At 64.2% G+C, this 17,200-nt stretch carries 17 protein-coding genes, 1 tRNA gene and 1 pseudogene; 11 read left to right on the plus strand and 8 right to left on the minus strand.

The features are described from left to right. The 5 genes from DID96_RS35830 to DID96_RS35850 all read left to right on the plus strand — a co-directional run. On the plus strand, positions 1–497 hold a 497-nt coding region (locus tag DID96_RS35830; protein ID WP_148094525.1), incomplete at its 5' end, for an SUMF1/EgtB/PvdO family nonheme iron enzyme. Continuing rightward, complete coding sequence (locus tag DID96_RS35835) at positions 494–1,528, plus strand: SUMF1/EgtB/PvdO family nonheme iron enzyme (protein ID WP_124603902.1); 1,035 nt, start codon at positions 494–496, stop codon at positions 1,526–1,528. The genes DID96_RS35830 and DID96_RS35835, both read left to right, overlap by 4 nt. After that, complete coding sequence (locus DID96_RS35840) at positions 1,525–2,559, plus strand: SUMF1/EgtB/PvdO family nonheme iron enzyme (protein ID WP_124603903.1); 1,035 nt, start codon at positions 1,525–1,527, stop codon at positions 2,557–2,559. Before DID96_RS35835 ends, DID96_RS35840 begins: the two co-directional genes overlap by 4 nt. A 119-nt stretch (positions 2,560–2,678) precedes the next feature. Next, complete coding sequence (locus DID96_RS35845) at positions 2,679–3,524, plus strand: DUF3592 domain-containing protein (protein WP_124603904.1); 846 nt, start codon at positions 2,679–2,681, stop codon at positions 3,522–3,524. A 453-nt stretch (positions 3,525–3,977) separates the two neighbouring features. Then, positions 3,978–4,496 (plus strand): Hcp family type VI secretion system effector, encoded by a 519-nt coding sequence (locus tag DID96_RS35850; protein WP_124603905.1) that lies wholly within the window; start codon positions 3,978–3,980, stop codon positions 4,494–4,496. Positions 4,497–4,651: 155 nt separating this feature from the next. Here the strand turns inward: DID96_RS35850 and DID96_RS35855 are convergent, their stop codons facing one another. The 4 genes from DID96_RS35855 to DID96_RS35870 form a co-directional block, all read right to left on the minus strand. After that, a complete protein-coding gene (locus DID96_RS35855; protein WP_124603906.1) occupies positions 4,652–4,972 on the minus strand; it encodes a DUF2218 domain-containing protein in 321 nt (106 codons plus the stop codon). Continuing rightward, a complete protein-coding gene (locus DID96_RS35860; RefSeq protein ID WP_185732472.1) occupies positions 4,969–5,178 on the minus strand; it encodes a hypothetical protein in 210 nt (69 codons plus the stop codon). The genes DID96_RS35855 and DID96_RS35860 overlap by 4 nt, the downstream gene beginning before the upstream one ends. Positions 5,179–5,228: 50 nt before the next feature. Next, on the minus strand, positions 5,229–7,373 hold the full coding sequence (locus DID96_RS35865) for a TonB-dependent receptor domain-containing protein (RefSeq protein WP_124603907.1): 2,145 nt from the start codon (positions 7,371–7,373) through the stop codon (positions 5,229–5,231). A 146-nt stretch (positions 7,374–7,519) separates the two neighbouring features. Continuing rightward, complete coding sequence (locus DID96_RS35870) at positions 7,520–8,497, minus strand: AraC family transcriptional regulator (RefSeq protein WP_260464144.1); 978 nt, start codon at positions 8,495–8,497, stop codon at positions 7,520–7,522. A 156-nt stretch (positions 8,498–8,653) separates the two neighbouring features. Between DID96_RS35870 and DID96_RS35875 the strand changes: the two genes are divergently transcribed. From DID96_RS35875 to DID96_RS35900, 6 genes are all read left to right on the plus strand, one after another. Beyond that, entirely contained in the window at positions 8,654–9,775 is a 1,122-nt protein-coding gene (locus DID96_RS35875; protein ID WP_124603914.1) for an ABC transporter substrate-binding protein, read from the plus strand. A 1-nt stretch (position 9,776) separates the two neighbouring features. Beyond that, positions 9,777–10,766, plus strand: coding sequence for an alpha/beta hydrolase (locus DID96_RS35880; RefSeq protein ID WP_124603908.1), 990 nt, complete (start codon positions 9,777–9,779; stop codon positions 10,764–10,766). After that, the gene (locus tag DID96_RS35885) at positions 10,763–11,827 is read left to right on the plus strand and encodes an iron ABC transporter permease (RefSeq protein WP_124603909.1); all 1,065 of its coding nucleotides are present in this window, start codon (positions 10,763–10,765) and stop codon (positions 11,825–11,827) included. Before DID96_RS35880 ends, DID96_RS35885 begins: the two co-directional genes overlap by 4 nt. Then, positions 11,820–12,632: an ABC transporter ATP-binding protein gene (locus DID96_RS35890; RefSeq protein WP_124603910.1), complete on the plus strand. Its 813-nt coding sequence runs from the start codon at positions 11,820–11,822 to the stop codon at positions 12,630–12,632. Before DID96_RS35885 ends, DID96_RS35890 begins: the two co-directional genes overlap by 8 nt. A 119-nt stretch (positions 12,633–12,751) precedes the next feature. Then, positions 12,752–12,838, plus strand: a tRNA-Leu gene (locus tag DID96_RS35895). 296 nt (positions 12,839–13,134) lie between these two features. Next, entirely contained in the window at positions 13,135–14,145 is a 1,011-nt protein-coding gene (locus DID96_RS35900; protein ID WP_260464145.1) for an integrase arm-type DNA-binding domain-containing protein, read from the plus strand. On the opposite strand, the pseudogene DID96_RS39285 reads toward DID96_RS35900, so the two are convergent. The 4 genes and pseudogenes from DID96_RS39285 to DID96_RS35920 all read right to left on the minus strand — a co-directional run. Next, positions 14,124–14,249 (minus strand): annotated as a pseudogene (locus DID96_RS39285) (LysR family transcriptional regulator); the annotation flags it as partial. The gene DID96_RS35900 and the pseudogene DID96_RS39285 overlap by 22 nt on opposite strands. A 389-nt stretch (positions 14,250–14,638) precedes the next feature. Continuing rightward, positions 14,639–15,574 (minus strand): electron transfer flavoprotein subunit alpha/FixB family protein, encoded by a 936-nt coding sequence (locus DID96_RS35910; RefSeq protein ID WP_124603911.1) that lies wholly within the window; start codon positions 15,572–15,574, stop codon positions 14,639–14,641. A gap of 14 nt (positions 15,575–15,588) precedes the next feature. After that, on the minus strand, positions 15,589–16,338 hold the full coding sequence (locus DID96_RS35915; RefSeq protein ID WP_124603912.1) for an electron transfer flavoprotein subunit beta/FixA family protein: 750 nt from the start codon (positions 16,336–16,338) through the stop codon (positions 15,589–15,591). Between the two features lie 152 nt (positions 16,339–16,490). Beyond that, positions 16,491–17,200 (minus strand): NAD(P)(+) transhydrogenase (Re/Si-specific) subunit beta (locus tag DID96_RS35920; protein ID WP_148094526.1); only part of this gene is annotated, 710 nt, incomplete at its 5' end.

Below are 17,200 nucleotides of genomic sequence, written 5' to 3' on the forward strand. Positions count from 1 at the left end.
AGCGATCGCAGTTCCTGTCGTTCTTTATTCGCCAGCTTCACTGGCGTTGCATGTCGGCCTCGGCTCATCCAGACATGATAACCGAGGCAGTTATTTATTCAATCTATTTACGGGATGTTGTACTAGTCTACCCAACGGATACCGGCAGCCTGGACAAGGACCGCAACGTGCATGGCCGGAAGGATGGCCCATCTGAACTGATGCCGGTGGGTAGCTATCCACCCAATCCGCTGGGGCTTTATGAAATGGGTGAAAACGCCATGTCCTGGGTGAACGACTGGTACGACCCGGAGTACTACCAGCATTCGCCGGTCAATAACCCCAGGGGACCTGAGAGTGGGACTAAAAAAGTCATGCGAGGGGCTGACTTTGCTTCAGACCCAGAAATCACAGCCATGACAATGCTTCGTTTTCCTGAAAACCCTGTGCAGAAGGATTACTACCCTCGCTTCAGTTACCGGTGTTCCATCCAGCAAGCCGGACCACTGAAGAAATGAAGGCGCGCCTATTCACGTTCGGCGCCGCCGCCATCGCCCTGCTCGCCATCAGCGCCTGCCATGCCTCACCAGTGACCAGCAAGACCTTGAGTACTGCCCAGGTCAAGGCCATTGAGCAACGTATCGAGCAGCGCTACGCGCAACAGCCGGCCTGCGAGCGTCAAGCCCTGCTCACGCAGGTGGTCGCCGCGATCGACAATATGGTGTTCGTTGAAGGCGGCACCTTCGAGATGGGCGACTTCGGCTGGGTCAGCGAGTACAACCCGGCCAGGATGTGCGAATGGCCTTGCGGACTGGAACGCGACGAACTGATGCCACTGGTGCCAGAGGCCGATGCCCGGCCGCTGCACAAGGTACGGCTCGACAGTTTCTACATGGCCAGGTACCACACCACCATTGCCGAGGACGACCGGTTTCGGTTGATGAACGGCAGACCGCTTGGCGACATGGAACTCACGGAGGACGACCGACAACACGGTCTAACAACGCCGTTCCGCATACGCGTGTCAGATCAATTCAAGCCGAACTTTCCGGCGCGCAGCAGTTGGCAAGACGGCAAGGACTACTGCCAATGGCTGGGCGAGATCAGCGGCCTGCCGGTGAACCTGCCGACCGAGGCGCAGTACGAATATGCCGCGCGCTCGCGCGGTCGCTATGTAGTCTACCCAACGGATATCGGCAGCCTGGACAAGGGCCGCAACGTGCATGGCCGGAAAGATGGCCCATCTGAACTGATGCCGGTGGGTAGCTATCCCCCCAATCCGCTGGGACTCTACGAAATGGGCGAAAACGCCATGTCCTGGGTGAACGACTGGTATGACCCGGAGTACTACCAGCATTCGCCGATCGATAATCCGAAAGGACCTGACAGCGGCACTGAGAAAGTCATGCGAGGAGGAGATTTCGCTTCAAGCCCTCAGATAACTGCTATGACCATAATTCGCTTTCACGAAAAACCCGTATTGAAGGAGTACTTTGGCGGGTTTAGCTATCGGTGCTCCATCCAGCAAGCCGGACCACTGAAGAAATGAAGGCGTTCCTGTTCACGTGCGGTGCCGCCGCCATTGCCCTGCTCGCCATCAGCGCCTGCCACGCCTCGCCCGTGACCAGCAAGAGCCTGAGCACCGCCCAGGTCAAGGCCATCGAGCAACGTATCGAACAGCGCTATGCGCCGCAGCCGGCCAGCGAGCGTCAGGCCCTGCTCACGCAGGTGGTCGCCGCGATCGACAATATGGTGTTCGTTGAAGGCGGCACCTTCGAGATGGGCGACTTCGGCTGGGTCAGCGAGTACAACCCGGCCAGGATGTGCGAATGGCCTTGCGGACTGGAACGGGACGAACTGATGCCACTGGTGCCGGAGGCCGATGCCCGGCCGCTGCACAAGGTACGGCTCGACGGTTTCTACATGGCCAGGTACCACACCACCATTGCCGAGGACGATCGGTTTCGGTTGATGAACGGCAGGCCGCTCTATCGTATTGAACTTACTCCGGAAGATAAAGCGTTGGGCCTGAAAAGGCCGTATCGAATTCGTGAAGCACGCCAATTCAAACCAGATTTTCCGACGCGCAGCAATTGGCAGGATGGTAAGGATTACTGCCAATGGCTGGGCGAGATCAGTGGCCTACCGGTGGATCTGCCGACCGAGGCGCAGTACGAATATGCTGCGCGCTCCCGGGGCCTCCATGTAGTCTACCCAACGGATACCGGCAGCCTGGACAAGGGCCGCAATGTGCATGGCCGGAAGGATGGTCCGTCTGAATTGATGCCGATAGGTAGCTACCCACCCAATCCGCTGGGACTCTACGAAATGGGCGAAAACGCCATGTCCTGGGTGAACGACTGGTACGACCCGGAGTACTACCAGCATTCGCCGATCGATAATCCGAAAGGACCTGACGGCGGTAGCGAGAAAGTTATGCGAGGTGGAGATTACGCGTCGAGCCCTCAGCTAGCGGCCATGACCATGGCCCGCTTTCATGAAAATCCAGTACAGCGAGACTACTACGCTGGCATGAGCTATCGGTGCTCCATCCAGCAAGCCGGACCACTGAAAAAATGAAAGCGTTCCTGTTCACGTGCGGCGCTCCGTCCTCGACTTGCTGGCCGCAGACATGCGTTAAAGAGCGGCTTGCAGATAGCGCAATCCGCCGACAAACTATTCAGACAAAGTAAAGCGCGATGACAGTCACTCCCACCGCGATCCTCCGGCAAAGTGTGCTGGACTATGTGTTTCTGGCGATTGCAGGTATCGCCCTCGCCGTGGCGTTCTATTGCCACCTGCATCGGGCGTGGGAAAAGGAAGGCATGGTGCCCGTAACGGGCATCGTGGTAAATGCCGGCGGCCACTTCAGCGGAAATCGTTCCGCCTCGGCCAGAGTCGAGTTTGTAGTGGAGCAACGCCGCCATTTTGTTACCACAGCGGTTGCTGGGGGATACCACAAGGATGAGGTAGTGCCGGTGCTGTACGACCCGGTTAATCCTCAGCGGGCTCTCGTCAACACGTTTTTGGACAACTGGTTTATCTCGCTGCTGCTTGGCGGGATCGGTACCATTTTCTTATCTGGAGGCGTGTTACTTCTCTGGATACAGCACAGAGCGCAGGGCTTCTGGAAGCACATCTCGGGGGAGGATGCCGACGCTCTGTATGCGAGACTGTCACGTAGCCGCCGAAGCCGGTCCATCTCGACTCGCCTGCAGGAGATTCGGTGCAACGAAACGTTCTGCGTCAACGGCATTCATCCCTGGCAACTGGTATGTGTTGGCCAGGATGAGTCTGGACAGCGCCTTGAGTTCGAGAGCCCTTATCTGTGGTCCGATCCGTCGTCGTTCGTCACTGAATGGCAAGCATTCACCGTGCTGGTGGACCTGAAAAACCTGCAGCGTTACGCAATCGACCTCAGCGCCCTGTCCGGCGAGGTAATGCGTCAGCCACCGTTGGCCCCTGCGCGTCAGGTATCCCAAGAAGCGTTCAACGATTTCTTCTATCGCGGCAAACCCTTGCCGGACGAGCACATGGGCGATTGAGGGCAAACGGCACCGTAGCCATGAAAGTGCCGCAACATCCTCGATGCAAGGGGATACGGTGCCTCAAAAGCCCCTACATCAATGCGTCGTTCACATCCGACTTCGGCCACCTCCGAAATACTGTCATCGCTGCTCGTTGAAACAGTGCAAGCGACTGATTCGAGTGGCCACGAGCCATAAATGGCCCGGCAGGTCAAATATGGCCCGACAACTTTCCCTTTAATTTCAAATAGTTGCATCTACTTAAGCCATTCATGGCTCGTGGGTCGGAGGAGTAGGCCCGTATGACGCTCCCCCAGGCCAATTCAATGCCACCCAAAAAACATTCAACTCATTGATATTTAATAGCTTTATCAAAAATTCCAACGTCTGGCACAGCGATTGCGTTAAGGCCTATGCCATCGCCGATGGCGCATCGGGCCATGGGGGCCCATCACAACGTGGAGTACAGCTATGCCAACACCCGCCTACATCAGCATCCAGGGCAAGACCCAGGGCAACATCACCCAGGGTGCCTTCACCGCCGATTCGGTCGGCAACGTCTACCAGGAAGGCCATGAAGACCAGATCCTGGTCCAGGAGATCGAGCACCTGATCGCCACGCCGACCGACCCGCAGAGCGGCCAGCCCTCCGGCCAGCGCGTGCATAAGCCGTTCACCTTCACCGCGCCACTGAACAAAGCCACCCCGCTGCTGTACCAAGCGCTGGCCTCTGGCGAGATGCTCCCCGCAGTGGAAGTGAAGTGGTACCGCACCTCCACGGAGGGCAAGCAAGAGCATTTTTTCACCACAAAGCTTGAAGACGCCACCATCGTCAACATCAACGCCGCGCTGCCACACGCGCAGGACCCGAGCAAGGCCGAGTACACCCAGTTGATCAAGGTCGCCATGGCCTACCGCAAGATCACCTGGACCCATGCCATTGCTGGCACCGAGGCCTCCGACGACTGGCGCAAGCCGCAAGAGGCCTAACCAGGCGATCGCACGGCCAGTGAGTCGCTGGCCGTGCTTCCCGCGTCGGTGGCGCAACCTGGGAACTGCCCGAGCCCAAACGGACCTTGTTTACCGCGCGAGCGAGTCCTGCATGCGTGTCACCTTCCCAGCAAGCGGCGAATTCTTCGATGCAATCAAGCGCGTCGCCACGCGACAACGAGCTGCCGGTTGCGCGACATCAGCGCCAGATGCTCGGCCATCACGCACTGGATCTGTTCGAGCTTCTCCGCGCCATCGGCTTCGCAGCGCAAGCTCAGCACGTCACCGGTCCGCAGCATCGAGCAGACGCCGTACGGAAAATCCACCTTCGCACGGCGTTCGTCGAACACGACCGGCACCTTGATCGCGTAGTGCTTGCAGAGCTTGAACAGTACGCGGTCGGCCTGCGGCACCGTGATCTCAGCGGTGCTGACGAACGTCGCCGGGCATGCATCCGGCATCGGGTGCGCGGTCATGCTGACACCTGCACCGGGCGCTGCAGCAGACTCGTCCACGCCGCACTCGACGCGAGCGGCATATCGACATTCGGGTCGCCTTCCACCGCGTCGGTCGCGAGCAGCGCATGGGCCGGCGTCGTGAGAAACAGCGGCGTATCGGGACGATAAAGCTCCCAGATGTTTCGGGGTGCCAATAGTGTCGCGGGACGGGAAACCATGTTCATGGGATTGACCTCCAGATTGAATGGGCCGGCGCACGGCGCCGGCCGCGCCGTCACATTTCGGCCGTAACGCTCACCGCCACGCGGCGCCCCTCATCGACGAGCCAGTTGCCGCTCAGGCCGTTCGCGCGCGTGCGATCGTCGACCGGGACCATCTTGTTGGTCACGTTCAGCAACGCGAAATTGACCGAGAAGCGCTTGTCGATCCGGTAGCGGCCGCCGAGGTCGAACGTCGTCGTCGACGGCCGCTCGCGCACGCCCTGCGCGCCGTTGCGGAACGCCGCCCAGTATTCGTTGCCGATGTAGTTGGCCGTCGCATACAGGTCGAGCTTTGGCGTCGGCGCCCAGTCGACCTGCACGTTGAATTTGTGCTTCGGCGTCTTGTCGAGCGGCTGGCCGTCGAGCGAGCTGCCGTTGAATGCCTTCTCGCCGCTGCCTTCGCGGCGCGACTGCGTGAGCGTGTACCCGCCCGACACCCGAACCGTGCGCGACACGCGCGTGCCCGCGCCGAGCTCGAGCCCGTACAGCCGCACCCGGTCGATGTTGTCGTACACGTAGATATTGCGGCCCGGTGAACGCGGATCGGCGACACCCGTGTCGTAGCTCGCGACCTTGTTCTTGAACAGGTTGTTGAACAGCGTCAGGCCCGCGTACGTGTCGCCCATGTCGTAGCGCACGCCGAGTTCCTCGGTCACGCTGGTCTCGGGCTTCAGGTCCGGATTGCCGCACAACGTGCCGGGCACAGCCCCCGCCGCGCCGCCCGACGTCATGCAGTAGCCGGCCGTGCTCTGGCGCAGCGACGGCGGCCGGAAGCCGGTCGACACACCGCCACGCACCGTCCATGCCTGGGTGAGCTTGTACACGCCGTAGACGCGCGGGCTCACGTGGCTGCCATAGCGATCGTCATGATCGAGCCGCACGCCGGTCGTCAGCGTGAAGCGGTCGTTGAACAGGTATTCGTTCTCGCCGAACAACGCCCACGCGTTACGTTTGACGCTGTCCGAATTGACCGCATGGCCCTTCGGCACCGCATCCTGGCTGCCGACGCCCGACAGCCGCGACCAGATCTGCTGGCCGCCGACCGTCAGAATGTTGCGCTCACCCCACCACGGCACTTCGACCTTGCCCTCGAGGATCGTGTCCGTCAGCGCGGGCTTCACCGACGAGCGCCCCACCGGCGTCCACTGGTCCTGCACGCCGCGCTCGCCGTACAGCGACAGCGTCGTGTTGCCGAAGCCCCAGCGGCCGTCGTGCGTGACGCCCCAGTAGTTGCGAACGTGGCGCGTCTCGGTGACCGCGGTGGTCGCGGTGCGCGGCGTGAGCGGCGCCTCGCTCTTGCCCGGCGTACTGAGATAGGTGAGCTGTTCGCGGCCGACGTTCACGCTGATGTCCTGATTGCGGGTCGGCTTTGCGGACAGCTTCACGTCGAAGCTGCCGATGCGCTGCCCGTTCGCGCCGCTTGCGCCGCTCGCCGGGTAGTAAATGTCGTCCTCCCCCCGGTGCAGCAAGCGCCCGGACGCCTGCAGCCCGAGCACGTCGGACTTCAGCGGCCCGCCGAGCCAGAAATCGACGCTCTGCGTGTCGCCCTGGTTCGACTCGAGCTGCCACACGCTGCTCGCGGTGATCGACCCGCCCCAGCGCTTCGGCACCTTGCGCGTGATCACGTTGACCACGCCGCCCATCGCATCGGCGCCGTACAGCGACGACATCGGCCCGCGCACGACCTCGATGCGCTCGATCGCAGAGAGCGGCGGCAGCAGGTTCGACTGCACGCCCGCGGTGCCGCGGTTCATCGTTTCGCGGGTGTTCTGCCGGCGGCCGTCGACGAGGATCAGCGTGTATTCGCCCGGCATCCCGCGAATCGAGATGTCCTGGTCGTTCGGCGACCCGCCGACGACGCTCACGCCCTCGACCTTGCTGACGATCTCGGCAACCGATGTATACGGCTTCGCCGCGATCTCGTCGCGGGTGATCACCGAGATGCTGGCGGGCGCCTCCTTGATCGCCTGCTCGCGGCGGCTCGCGGTGACGACGATTTCCTTCATCATCGCCGGATCGCCGGACGCGGCCGATGCGGCCGACGCAGCGGCATCGCCCTGCTTGTCAGGCGTCTGCGCGCACGCACAGGACGCCCCCATCAGATACAGGCCGGCGACGACAGCCGGCTTCAACGCAAACTTCGCAACGTGACTCGACATGATGACGCTTTCGCTGCTCCACAATGTGATTGCTTCTCATTTACATTATGAAACCTGTCATGCGCCGAAATCTTTGCGAAAGCTTCGATCTTGTTTGAGCGCCGCCGCGATGCGGATCGGCATCGATCAACGCCGGTCAACGCCGGTCAGCGCCGATCGCTGCGCCGCGCGAGCGTCGGCGTCACGCCGAAGCGGCGCTTGTACGCGGTCGCGAAATTCGCGGCGCTCGTATAGCCGGCGAGCGCGGCGGCGTGCTTGACGCTCACCGCGTCGCGCTCGAGCGCGAGCCGCGCGCGCTGCAGGTGATGCTCGCGAATGAAGTCGAACACCGTCGTGCCGTACGCGGCGCGGAACTGGCGCTGCATCGCGTTCGCGCTCATCCCGGCGTGGCGCGCGATATCGTCGAGCGACAGGTCCTGCGCGGCGTCGCTCGCGAGAAACGCGCGCAGTTCGGCCATCCGCCGGTAGTCGCGCGAGCCGAGCGCCGCGTCCGACGCCTGGGGCGCCTGCGCCTCGAGCGGCGCGAACGCTTCGGCGAGCAGTTCGAGCACGCGGCTTTCCAGGTAGATCGCCTGCAGCATCGGCTGGTAGGACGGCGGCCGCACGATCTGCTCGGCGAGCGCGGTCGCGCGCGGCGTCGGCTGCCAGAAGCGGATCGCCAGATGCGCGGACAGCATCGAATCGAGCCGCTCCGGCAACGCCGCGCGGCTCGCGGCCTGCAGATGCGCGAGCCATTCGCCGGACATCGCGAGGCTGAGCCGCCGCGCGTAGCCGCCCTTGCTCAGCCGGCGGCGAAACGTGTCGGGCTGCAGCGCGTTGAGCAGGAACGACTGCATCCGCACATGCGGCCGGGCAACGTTCGGCCGCGCCGCGCTCGACCGTGCCGCACCATCGCGGCATGCGCTGCGGCCGTCCGTCGTCAGCAGCACGCGCCGGTCGCCATAGGACACGTCGAGCGCCCCTTCCAGCAGCAGCACGAGATGCAGGCCCGGCGTGCACTGGCCCGACATCACCGCGTCGAATTCGTCGGTCGCGTCGTCCGCGTGCACGCGCAGGCCGGGCCGCACTTCGCGGATCCGCGCCACGTGCGCGTCGTGCCGACCGCAATCGGAATGGAATGTCATCTCGGATGCCCCCGTGCGCGGTCAGTGCTCGCGCAAACTATTTAGTCGGCCAGCCAAACGAACAGCGTCCGCTCCGGCCCCGTCTCTCGGTTACAATTAAATGCGAATGGTTCTCATTTATATCGTATCGGGAGTAGCGTGAGAAAGACAAGCGGAATATGGGCCGCGCTCGACGTCTGGCTGTGCGGCTGGCTCTTGATGCACGCCGCGCATGCGGACACGACAACCGTCACCGACCTCGCCGGCCGGCAGGTCCGGATTCCCGCGCGCGTCGAGCGCGTGCTGCTCGGCGAAGGCCGGCTGCTGCCGGCGCTTGCGATCGTCGACGCCGGTGACCCGACGCGCCGGCTCGTCGGCATGATGGGCGACTTCGAACAGCTCGATCCGGCAAGCTATGCGCAATGGCTCGAGCGCTTTCCGCGGCTGCAGCACGTGCCGCGCATCGGGCGCTCGCAGGCCGGCAGCTTCAGCGACGAACGCGCGCTTGCGCTGCGGCCGCAGGTCGCGATCTTCGGGCTCGGCGGCGGCCACGGGCCCGGCGAGCGCGATCGCGAGACGCTGGCGCGGCTCGAGGCCGCGGGCGTCGCGATCGTGTTCGTCGATTTCCGTCACGATCCGCTCGCCAACACGCCGCGCAGCATCGCGGCGCTCGGCCAGGTGTTCGGTGCGCCGCAGCGCGCGGCCGACTTCAACGCGCTCTGGCAGGAACAGCTCGATCTCGTCCGCACCCGCCTGAAGACGGCCCGCGCCGCCGCGCCGACGGTGTTCCTCGAAAGCCGCGTCGGCCTGTCGAGCGACTGCTGCGAAACGATGACGGGCATGCTCGGCAAGCTGCTCGACGCGGCCGGCGGCGACAACGTCGCGAAGGGCCGCGTGCCGGGCGAGCACGGCACGCTGAACCCGGAATACCTGCTGAGCCGCCAGCCCGATTTCTACATCGGCACCGGAATCGGCTCGGCCCGCACGCTGCAGAGCGCGCCGCAGCGCATCGCGCTCGGCGCCGGCGTGACGCGGGAAGCGGCCGTCCGCTCGTTCGACCGCGTGCTGCAGCGCCCGACGATCGCGCCGCTGCGCGCGGTGCGCGAACGGCGCGCGTATGCGATCTGGCATCACTTCTACAACTCGCCGTTCAATGTCGTCGCGGTGCAAGCGATGGCGAAGTGGCTGCATCCGGACCTGTTCGCGGATCTCGATCCGCGCCGCACGTTCGACACGATGATGCGCCGCTTCCAGCCAGTCGCGCTGAACGGCGAATACTGGATCCAGGAAGGATCGTGACATGACCGGACGTCCTTCCCCTTCCCCCGTGCGTCGCGGCCTGCTGGTCGCCGGTCTCGCGGGCGCGCTCACGACGCGCGTCGCGTCCGCCGGCGCTGTGTCGAACGTGTCGAACGTGTCGAACGTGTCAAACCTGTCGAATGCGTCGGCATGGCCCGCCGCCGACGACGCGCCACCCGTCCAGCTCCCCGCCAGCCACCAGTTCGACGTGACGGTCGCCGGCGTGACCCGGCGCCTGTTCGTCGCGCTGCCCGCCGAGCGCTCGGCAACCGGGCCGCATCCGGTGCTGGTCGTGCTCGACGGCAACGCGCTGTTCCCGCTCGTCGCGCCGCTCGTGCGCAATCGCGCGGCGCGGCCCGACGCCGCGCGCGACCCCGCGCCGATCGTGATCGGCATAGGCTATCCGACCGACGCGCCGTACGACATGCAGGCGCGCGCCGACGACTACACGCTCGCGCCGTTGCCGGACAGGCAGGGTCTCGCCGCAAACCGCTTTCTCGATTTCATCGAGCACGACGTGCAACCGTGGCTCGCGCGCCAATGGCAGATCGACGCCGGCCGGCAGACGCTGTTCGGCCACTCGTATGGCGGCCTGCTGACGCTGTATGCGCTGCTGACGCGCCCGCACCTGTTCCGGCGCTACGTCGCGGCAAGTCCGTCGATCTGGTGGGGCGAGCGCGCGCTGCTGCCGTACGCCGACCGGTTCGCCGCGACTGCGGCGCCGCTCGACCCGGCGCTGCGCGTCATCGTGACCGCGGGCAGCCGCGAAGAAGGCGCGCCGAACCCGCACCCCGAACGCATGCGGCGGCAACAGGCGCGCAAGCAGGTCAGCTCGGCCCGCGACTTCGTGCAGCGCGTGGGCCGCCGTCCGGGCCTCGACGTCACGTTCCGGCTGATCGACGGCGAGGATCACGGCGGCGTCGTGATGCCGAGCACCGCGCTCGCCGTGCGCGTTGCGTGCGAGCCGGATACGGAAGGGAACGCCGCATGAACGCGACGACTCCCGTCCCGTCCGCGTCGCTGCGGATCCGCTACCGCGCAATCGCCACGCGGCGTGTCGGCGCGCTTGCGGCGTTGGCCTGCGTGCTCGTCGCGCTGCTCGTCGTCGACATCGCAACCGGCCCTTCGTCGTTTCCGGTCGCGGATATCGTCGCCGGGCTGTTTCGTCCGGATGCGCTGCCGCTCGAGCAGCGCGTGATCCTGTGGAACGTGCGCCTGCCCTACGCGCTGATGGCGGTGCTGGTTGGCGCAGCACTCGGGCTCGCAGGCGCCGAGATGCAGACCGTGCTGAACAACCCGCTCGCGAGCCCGTTCACGCTCGGCATCGCCGCGGCGGGCAGCGTCGGCGCGTCGCTGGTCGTGATCTCCGGCTGGCACCTCGTGCTGTGGAACGAAAACCTCGCGCTGTCGCTCGGCGCATTCGGCTGTGCGCTGTCCGCGACGCTGCTGATCGTCTGGCTCGCGTGGCGGCACGGCGCGACGACCGAAACCGTCGTGCTGTTCGGCATCGGCCTGATGTTCAGCTTCGAGGCGCTGCTGTGGCTGCTGCAATTCATCGCCGATGCAAACGCGCTCCAGCAGATCGTGTTCTGGAGCATGGGCAGCCTCGCGCGTGCGACCTGGAGCAAGATCGCAATCCTCACGTGCGTGCTCGCCGCCAGCGTGCTGTGGAGCGCGCCGGGCGTCGCGTCGATGACCGCGCTGCGCGCCGGTGAGGAACAGGCACGCAGCATGGGTATCGCGGTGGAGCGGCTGCGGATCGTCACGCTCGTGCGCATCAGCCTGCTGTCGGCGACCGCGCTGTCGTTCGTCGGCACGATCGGCTTCGTCGGGCTAGTCGGCCCGCACGTCGCGCGGCTGCTCGTCGGCGACGACCATCGCCACTACCTGCCCGGCGCGGCGCTCGCCGGCGCGATCATGCTGTCGGCCGCGTCGGTGCTCAGCAAGACGCTCGTCGAGGGCGTCGTGCTGCCGATCGGCATCATCACCGCGCTCGTCGGCGTGCCGCTCTTCATGACGCTGATCAGCCGTCGCAGGAGGCTCGATGGATAACCCGCAACACGCGCTGCGCATCGACGGGCTCGACGTCGGCTACGGCGCGCGCACGATCCTCGCGCGGCTGTCGCTGCGGCCGGTGCCGCCCGGCAGCGCCGTCGCGCTGCTCGGCCCGAACGGCGTCGGCAAATCGACGCTGCTGCGTGCGCTCGCCCGGCTCGTCACGGCGCGCGGCGCCGCGACGCTCGACCGGCACGACCTGCTGCGCGGCGCGCGCCGCGACCATATGCGCCGGGTCGGGTACCTGCCGCAGACGCTGCCGCAGCCGACGTCGCTGCTCGTCTACGAGGCGGTGCGTGGCGCGCTGCGCGCGACCTGCGGCGGCTTGTCGGCCGACGCGCAGGATGCCCGCCTCGAACGCGTGTTCGCGCAGCTGAACCTGCATGCGCTCGCAACGACGCCGCTCGACCGGTTGTCGGGCGGACAGCGCCAGATGGTCGGGCTCGCGCAGGTGCTGGTGCGCGAAACGCCGCTGCTGCTGCTGGACGAGCCGACGAGCGCACTCGACCTGCGCTGGCAACTGCTCGCACTGCAGGCGATGCGGGACGCGGTCACACGCCGCGGCGCGATTGCGCTCGTCGCGATGCACGACCTGAATCTCGCGGCCCGCTTCTGCGATCGGCTCGTGCTGCTCGGCGATGACGGCGTGCTGACCGACGGCAGCGTCGCCGATGTGTTGACGCCCGAAAACCTGCGACGCGCCTATCGCGTGGATGCGCGGATCGAGCGCACCGCGTCGGGCGACTATGTGGCGCTCGCCGAAAGGGCCGCGTCGATGGAGGAATCGGTGTCGACGAGCTGAGCGCGCTTCATCGGGCGCTCGAGTCCGATATTTTTCGACCGGGATCGAAAAACCTGTTGACAGCCTTCGCGACTGCTCTATAATTGCGGTCTTTCGCGATGCAGCAACAAGCGAAACGTGCCCAGGTGGCGGAATTGGTAGACGCACTAGGTTCAGGTCCTAGCGGTGGCAACACCGTGGAGGTTCGAGTCCTCTCCTGGGCACCATCTGTTTTGAAAAGGTCGGCTTTACGCCGGCCTTTTTTCATTTCCAGCCCAGGAAGCAAAGCGCCTGCGCGCTTTGCGTGAGGACTCGAAAGGCTGCGCTTGCAAGCGCAGCCGGGGTCGCGCCCGTGTGACCGAGTCCTCTCCTGGGCACCATCAGTTGTTCCGGCGAAAGCCGGTGTAGTTCGAGGAACCCCGTAAGATCAAGGTCTTACGGGGTTTTTTGTTTCCGCGGATGGCCGTCGTGTACCGGTGGCATCGACGATTTTTGCGTATACACGGAATCGAGGTGCCGAGCGATGCCCAAACACGCCGAACCGAAGTCCGAAGTAGTTTTTCGTGTCGCCAAACCGCGCGAGCGCCCTTATCTGCTCACAGACGGGAACGGGCTTGCCTTGCGCATCTGGCCGGACGGAAGCAAAACGTGGCTGCTCCGTTATCGCCGCCCAAGTACTGGGAAGGAGAACTTTCTCAGTCTTGGTCCATATCCCGAAGTTGCACTCGTCGACGCGCGCAAGTCTGCCGCGATCGCGCGTAGTCTCGTGCGTGATGGTACTGATCCCGTCGAGCACCGCAGAACCGAAGCCGCTGCACGCAAACGCGCCGCTGAAGGTGCGTTCCATCTCGTCGCAGAGAATTGGCTCGCGTTCAAACGCAAGGAGTGGGCCGATGAGACTTACCGCAAAGCGGAGTTCGTGGTTCGGCAATACCTGATCCCGTCACTACGCAACAAGCCCATCTCGACGCTCGCGACGGCTGAAGTCAAACCTGTCCTGGAAGCAATAGCGGCGCACGCCCCCAACCTCGCAACCAAGGCGCGCCAATATGTGGGCGGCGTCGTGACCTACGCGATCCACCATAGTCTGAGAGAGGACGGTGTCCCGTTGTCGCTTCGCGGCGTCATCCCGCGACACGAGAAAGGTCACATCCCGGCAATCACGAAGCCCGCCGAGATCGTCCCGCTGGTGCAGGCCATCAATACCTACAAGTCGCCGATTACGAGGGCCGCGTTGAAGCTGACTATGCTCACGGGCTTACGCCCCGGCGTGGTCGCAGCGGCTCCGTGGGACGAAATCGACCTGAACGCGGGCGAATGGCATGTTCCGGCCGCGCGGATGAAGATGGGCCACGACCATATCGTGCCCTTACGCTCGCTTGCTTCAGGCTTGACTTGCTTTAGTGTCTCGGTTTCCAGGGTTCGGAGTACCTGGACGTGTCGAAGGAGGGCTTCGCCTGCGGGCGTCGGAACTGCGCCGTCACGTACCAACAAAGGCGTCCCCAACGAGACTTCGAGCGCATTGACCCGTTGAGAAACCGCGCCGCGAGTAATGTTAAGCGCACTAGCCGCTCGGCCGAAATGCCTCAGTTCAACGACAACGGCAAAGGTCTCCAATTGCTGACGATCGAATACCATGCGCCCTCCTCGTAAGCCACTCGCAGAGTCCTTGCATCAATCCATAGACGAATAAATCACACTGTAAAGGCATATTCAGCTTGCAATAAATGCGGGCCGGAGTGGATTCTCGCGAGCCTAGGAAGGCAGAGAAGCGAATTGCGGGGTTGAGTGAAGAGGGCTCGGCAAAACAGTTGCTCGAGCTGGCACGCCAAGCATGAGGCTAGCTGGTCGCGCGAAGGCCAGCTGCGAGGTACTTCAGTCGATTACAGCGGTGGCACCCAGTGGCTAACAGCTCGCTGCATCTTCCGCATTGGCAACCGCTACAGCATCAAGACGAACTCGGTGTATCCCATTCATCTATTCGGCTCCACTTGATCAACTACCGCTCACTATGTCGGAAATCATGCTCACGCGAGTTGCTCGATCAAGCCCGGCACCAGTGCGAACAGATCGCCGACGAGGCCGTAATCGGCCACGTTGAAAATCGGCGCTTCTTCGTCCTTGTTGATCGCCACGATCACCTTCGAGTCCTTCATCCCGGCCAGGTGCTGGATCGCGCCCGAGATGCCGACCGCGATGTACAGCTGCGGCGCGACGATCTTGCCCGTCTGGCCGACCTGATAGTCGTTCGGCACGAAGCCCGCATCGACCGCCGCGCGCGATGCGCCCAGCGCCGCGCCGAGCTTGTCCGCCAGCGGCTCCAGCACCTTCGTGTAGTTCTCGCCGCTGCCCAGACCGCGGCCGCCCGACACGATGACCTTCGCGCTCGTCAGTTCCGGACGGTCCAGCTTCGTCACTTCGCGGCTCACGAATTGCGAGATGCCTGCGTCGGCTGCGGCTTCGATCTTCTCGACCGATGCGCTGCCGCCTTCCGCTGCCACCGCGTCAAAGCCGGTCGAACGCACCGTGATCACCTTGATCGGGTCCGACGATTGCACTATCGCAATCGCGTTGCCCGCGTAGATCGGACGCTCGAACGTATCGGCCGAATCGACTGCCGTGATGTCCGAGATTTGCGCAACGTCGAGCTTCGCAGCAATACGCGGCGCGACGTTCTTGCCATACGCCGTCGCCGGCGCAAGGATGTGCGAGTAGTGCTTCGCGATGTTCAGCACGGTCGCTTCGACGTTTTCCGCGAGGCCATCGGCCAGTTGCGGCGCGTCGGCCAGCAGCACCTTCGACACGCCGGCGATCTTCGCCGCCGCGTCCGCCGCCGCCTGCGCATTGTGGCCCGCGATCAGCACGTGAATGTCGCCGCCAATCTTCGCGGCAGCCGCCACCGTGTTCAGCGTCGCCGCCTTGATTGACGCATTGTCGTGTTTGGCAATTACCAGAATCGTCATTTTCTATCCACTCCTTACAGCACCTTGGCTTCGGTCTTCAGCTTCTCGACCAGCGTCTTCACGTCCGGCACCTTCACGCCCGCCGCGCGCTTCGGCGGCTCGGATACCTTCAGCGTCTTCAGACGCGGCGCGACATCCACGCCCAGGTCTTCCGGCTTCACCGTTTCCAGCGGCTTCTTCTTCGCCTTCATGATGTTCGGCAGCGTCACGTAGCGCGGCTCGTTCAGACGCAGGTCCGTCGTCACCACCGCCGGCAACGTCAGCGACAGCGTTTCCGCGCCGCCATCGACTTCACGCGCGACCGTAGCCTTGCCATCGGCGATCGTCACCTTCGACGCGAACGTCGCTTGCGGCAGGCCGGCCAGCGCAGCCAGCATCTGGCCCGTCTGGTTCGAATCGTCGTCGATCGCCTGCTTGCCGAGGATCACGAGCTGCGGCTGCTCCTTGTCGACCAGCGCTTTCAGGATCTTCGCCACGCCCAGCGGCTCGACGCCGTCACCGGCCTCGACCAGGATCGCGCGATCCGCGCCGATCGCCAGCGCCGTACGCAGCGTTTCCTGCGCCTGCGTCACGCCAACCGATACCGCGATCACTTCGGTCGCCACGCCCGCTTCCTTCAACCGCACCGCTTCCTCAACCGCGATTTCGTCGAACGGGTTCATCGACATCTTCACGTTCGCGATGTCGACGCCCGTGCCGTCCGACTTCACGCGGACTTTCACGTTGTAATCGACCACTCTTTTCACTGGCACCAAAACCTTCACTCGAATCTCCTCCGTCACATTTCTGTCCAGCGTGAGCAACCTTGCCCATTGATTTGCCGAATGCTCAATGCACATACAACGACAATTAATCGCTCGGGCGTCTCCCCGTATCGGGCTTGCTCCGATGATTGGGGATTATCTCGTCACCGACATCATTCAGCCGACTTCACCATGTCCTCGATGACCTTCTTCGCATCGCCGAAGACCATCATCGTCTTGTCCATGTAGAACAGGTCGTTGTCGAGCCCCGCGTACCCGGCCGCCATCGACCGCTTGTTCACGATCACGGTGCGCGCCTTGTACGCCTCGATGATCGGCATCCCCGCGATCGGCGATTTCGGGTCGTTCTTCGCGGCCGGGTTCACCACGTCGTTCGCGCCCAGCACCAGCACCACGTCCACCTGGCCGAACTCGCCGTTGATGTCCTCCATCTCCAGCACGATCTCGTACGGCACTTCCGCTTCCGCGAGCAGCACGTTCATGTGCCCCGGCATCCGCCCGGCGACCGGGTGGATCGCGTAACGCACGTCGATCCCCTTCTCGATCAGCTTGTCGGTCAGCTCCTTCAGCGCATGCTGCGCGCGCGCCACGGCGAGACCATAGCCCGGCACGATCACGACCGTTTCCGCGTTGCCGAGCATGAACGCCGCGTCCTCGGCCGAACCCGATTTCACCGGGCGCTGCTCCTGCGCGCCCGCCGGGCCGCCTACCGCCGCCTCGCCGCCGAACCCGCCCAGGATCACGTTGAAGAACGAGCGGTTCATCGCGTGGCACATGATGTACGACAGGATCGCACCCGACGAGCCGACCAGCGAACCCGCGATGATCAGCATCGCGTTGTTCAGCGAGAAGCCGATGCCCG

It is taken from the genome of Burkholderia sp. Bp8963 (genome assembly GCF_003854275.1).
Taxonomy (GTDB): domain Bacteria; phylum Pseudomonadota; class Gammaproteobacteria; order Burkholderiales; family Burkholderiaceae; genus Burkholderia.

Excerpts from the sequence above, each read along its gene's own strand:
- DID96_RS35835 (WP_124603902.1), top strand. The coding sequence starts at position 494 with ATGAAGGCGCGCCTATTCACGTTCGGCGCCGCCGCCATCGCCCTGCTC.
- DID96_RS35840 (WP_124603903.1), top strand. The coding sequence starts at position 1,525 with ATGAAGGCGTTCCTGTTCACGTGCGGTGCCGCCGCCATTGCCCTGCTC.
- DID96_RS35845 (WP_124603904.1), top strand. The coding sequence starts at position 2,679 with ATGACAGTCACTCCCACCGCGATCCTCCGGCAAAGTGTGCTGGACTAT.
- DID96_RS35850 (WP_124603905.1), top strand. The coding sequence starts at position 3,978 with ATGCCAACACCCGCCTACATCAGCATCCAGGGCAAGACCCAGGGCAAC.
- DID96_RS35855 (WP_124603906.1), bottom strand. The coding sequence starts at position 4,972 with ATGACCGCGCACCCGATGCCGGATGCATGCCCGGCGACGTTCGTCAGC.
- DID96_RS35860 (WP_185732472.1), bottom strand. The coding sequence starts at position 5,178 with ATGAACATGGTTTCCCGTCCCGCGACACTATTGGCACCCCGAAACATC.
- DID96_RS35865 (WP_124603907.1), bottom strand. The coding sequence starts at position 7,373 with ATGTCGAGTCACGTTGCGAAGTTTGCGTTGAAGCCGGCTGTCGTCGCC.
- DID96_RS35870 (WP_260464144.1), bottom strand. The coding sequence starts at position 8,497 with ATGACATTCCATTCCGATTGCGGTCGGCACGACGCGCACGTGGCGCGG.
- DID96_RS35880 (WP_124603908.1), top strand. The coding sequence starts at position 9,777 with ATGACCGGACGTCCTTCCCCTTCCCCCGTGCGTCGCGGCCTGCTGGTC.
- DID96_RS35885 (WP_124603909.1), top strand. The coding sequence starts at position 10,763 with ATGAACGCGACGACTCCCGTCCCGTCCGCGTCGCTGCGGATCCGCTAC.
- DID96_RS35890 (WP_124603910.1), top strand. The coding sequence starts at position 11,820 with ATGGATAACCCGCAACACGCGCTGCGCATCGACGGGCTCGACGTCGGC.
- DID96_RS35900 (WP_260464145.1), top strand. The coding sequence starts at position 13,135 with ATGCCCAAACACGCCGAACCGAAGTCCGAAGTAGTTTTTCGTGTCGCC.
- DID96_RS35910 (WP_124603911.1), bottom strand. The coding sequence starts at position 15,574 with ATGACGATTCTGGTAATTGCCAAACACGACAATGCGTCAATCAAGGCG.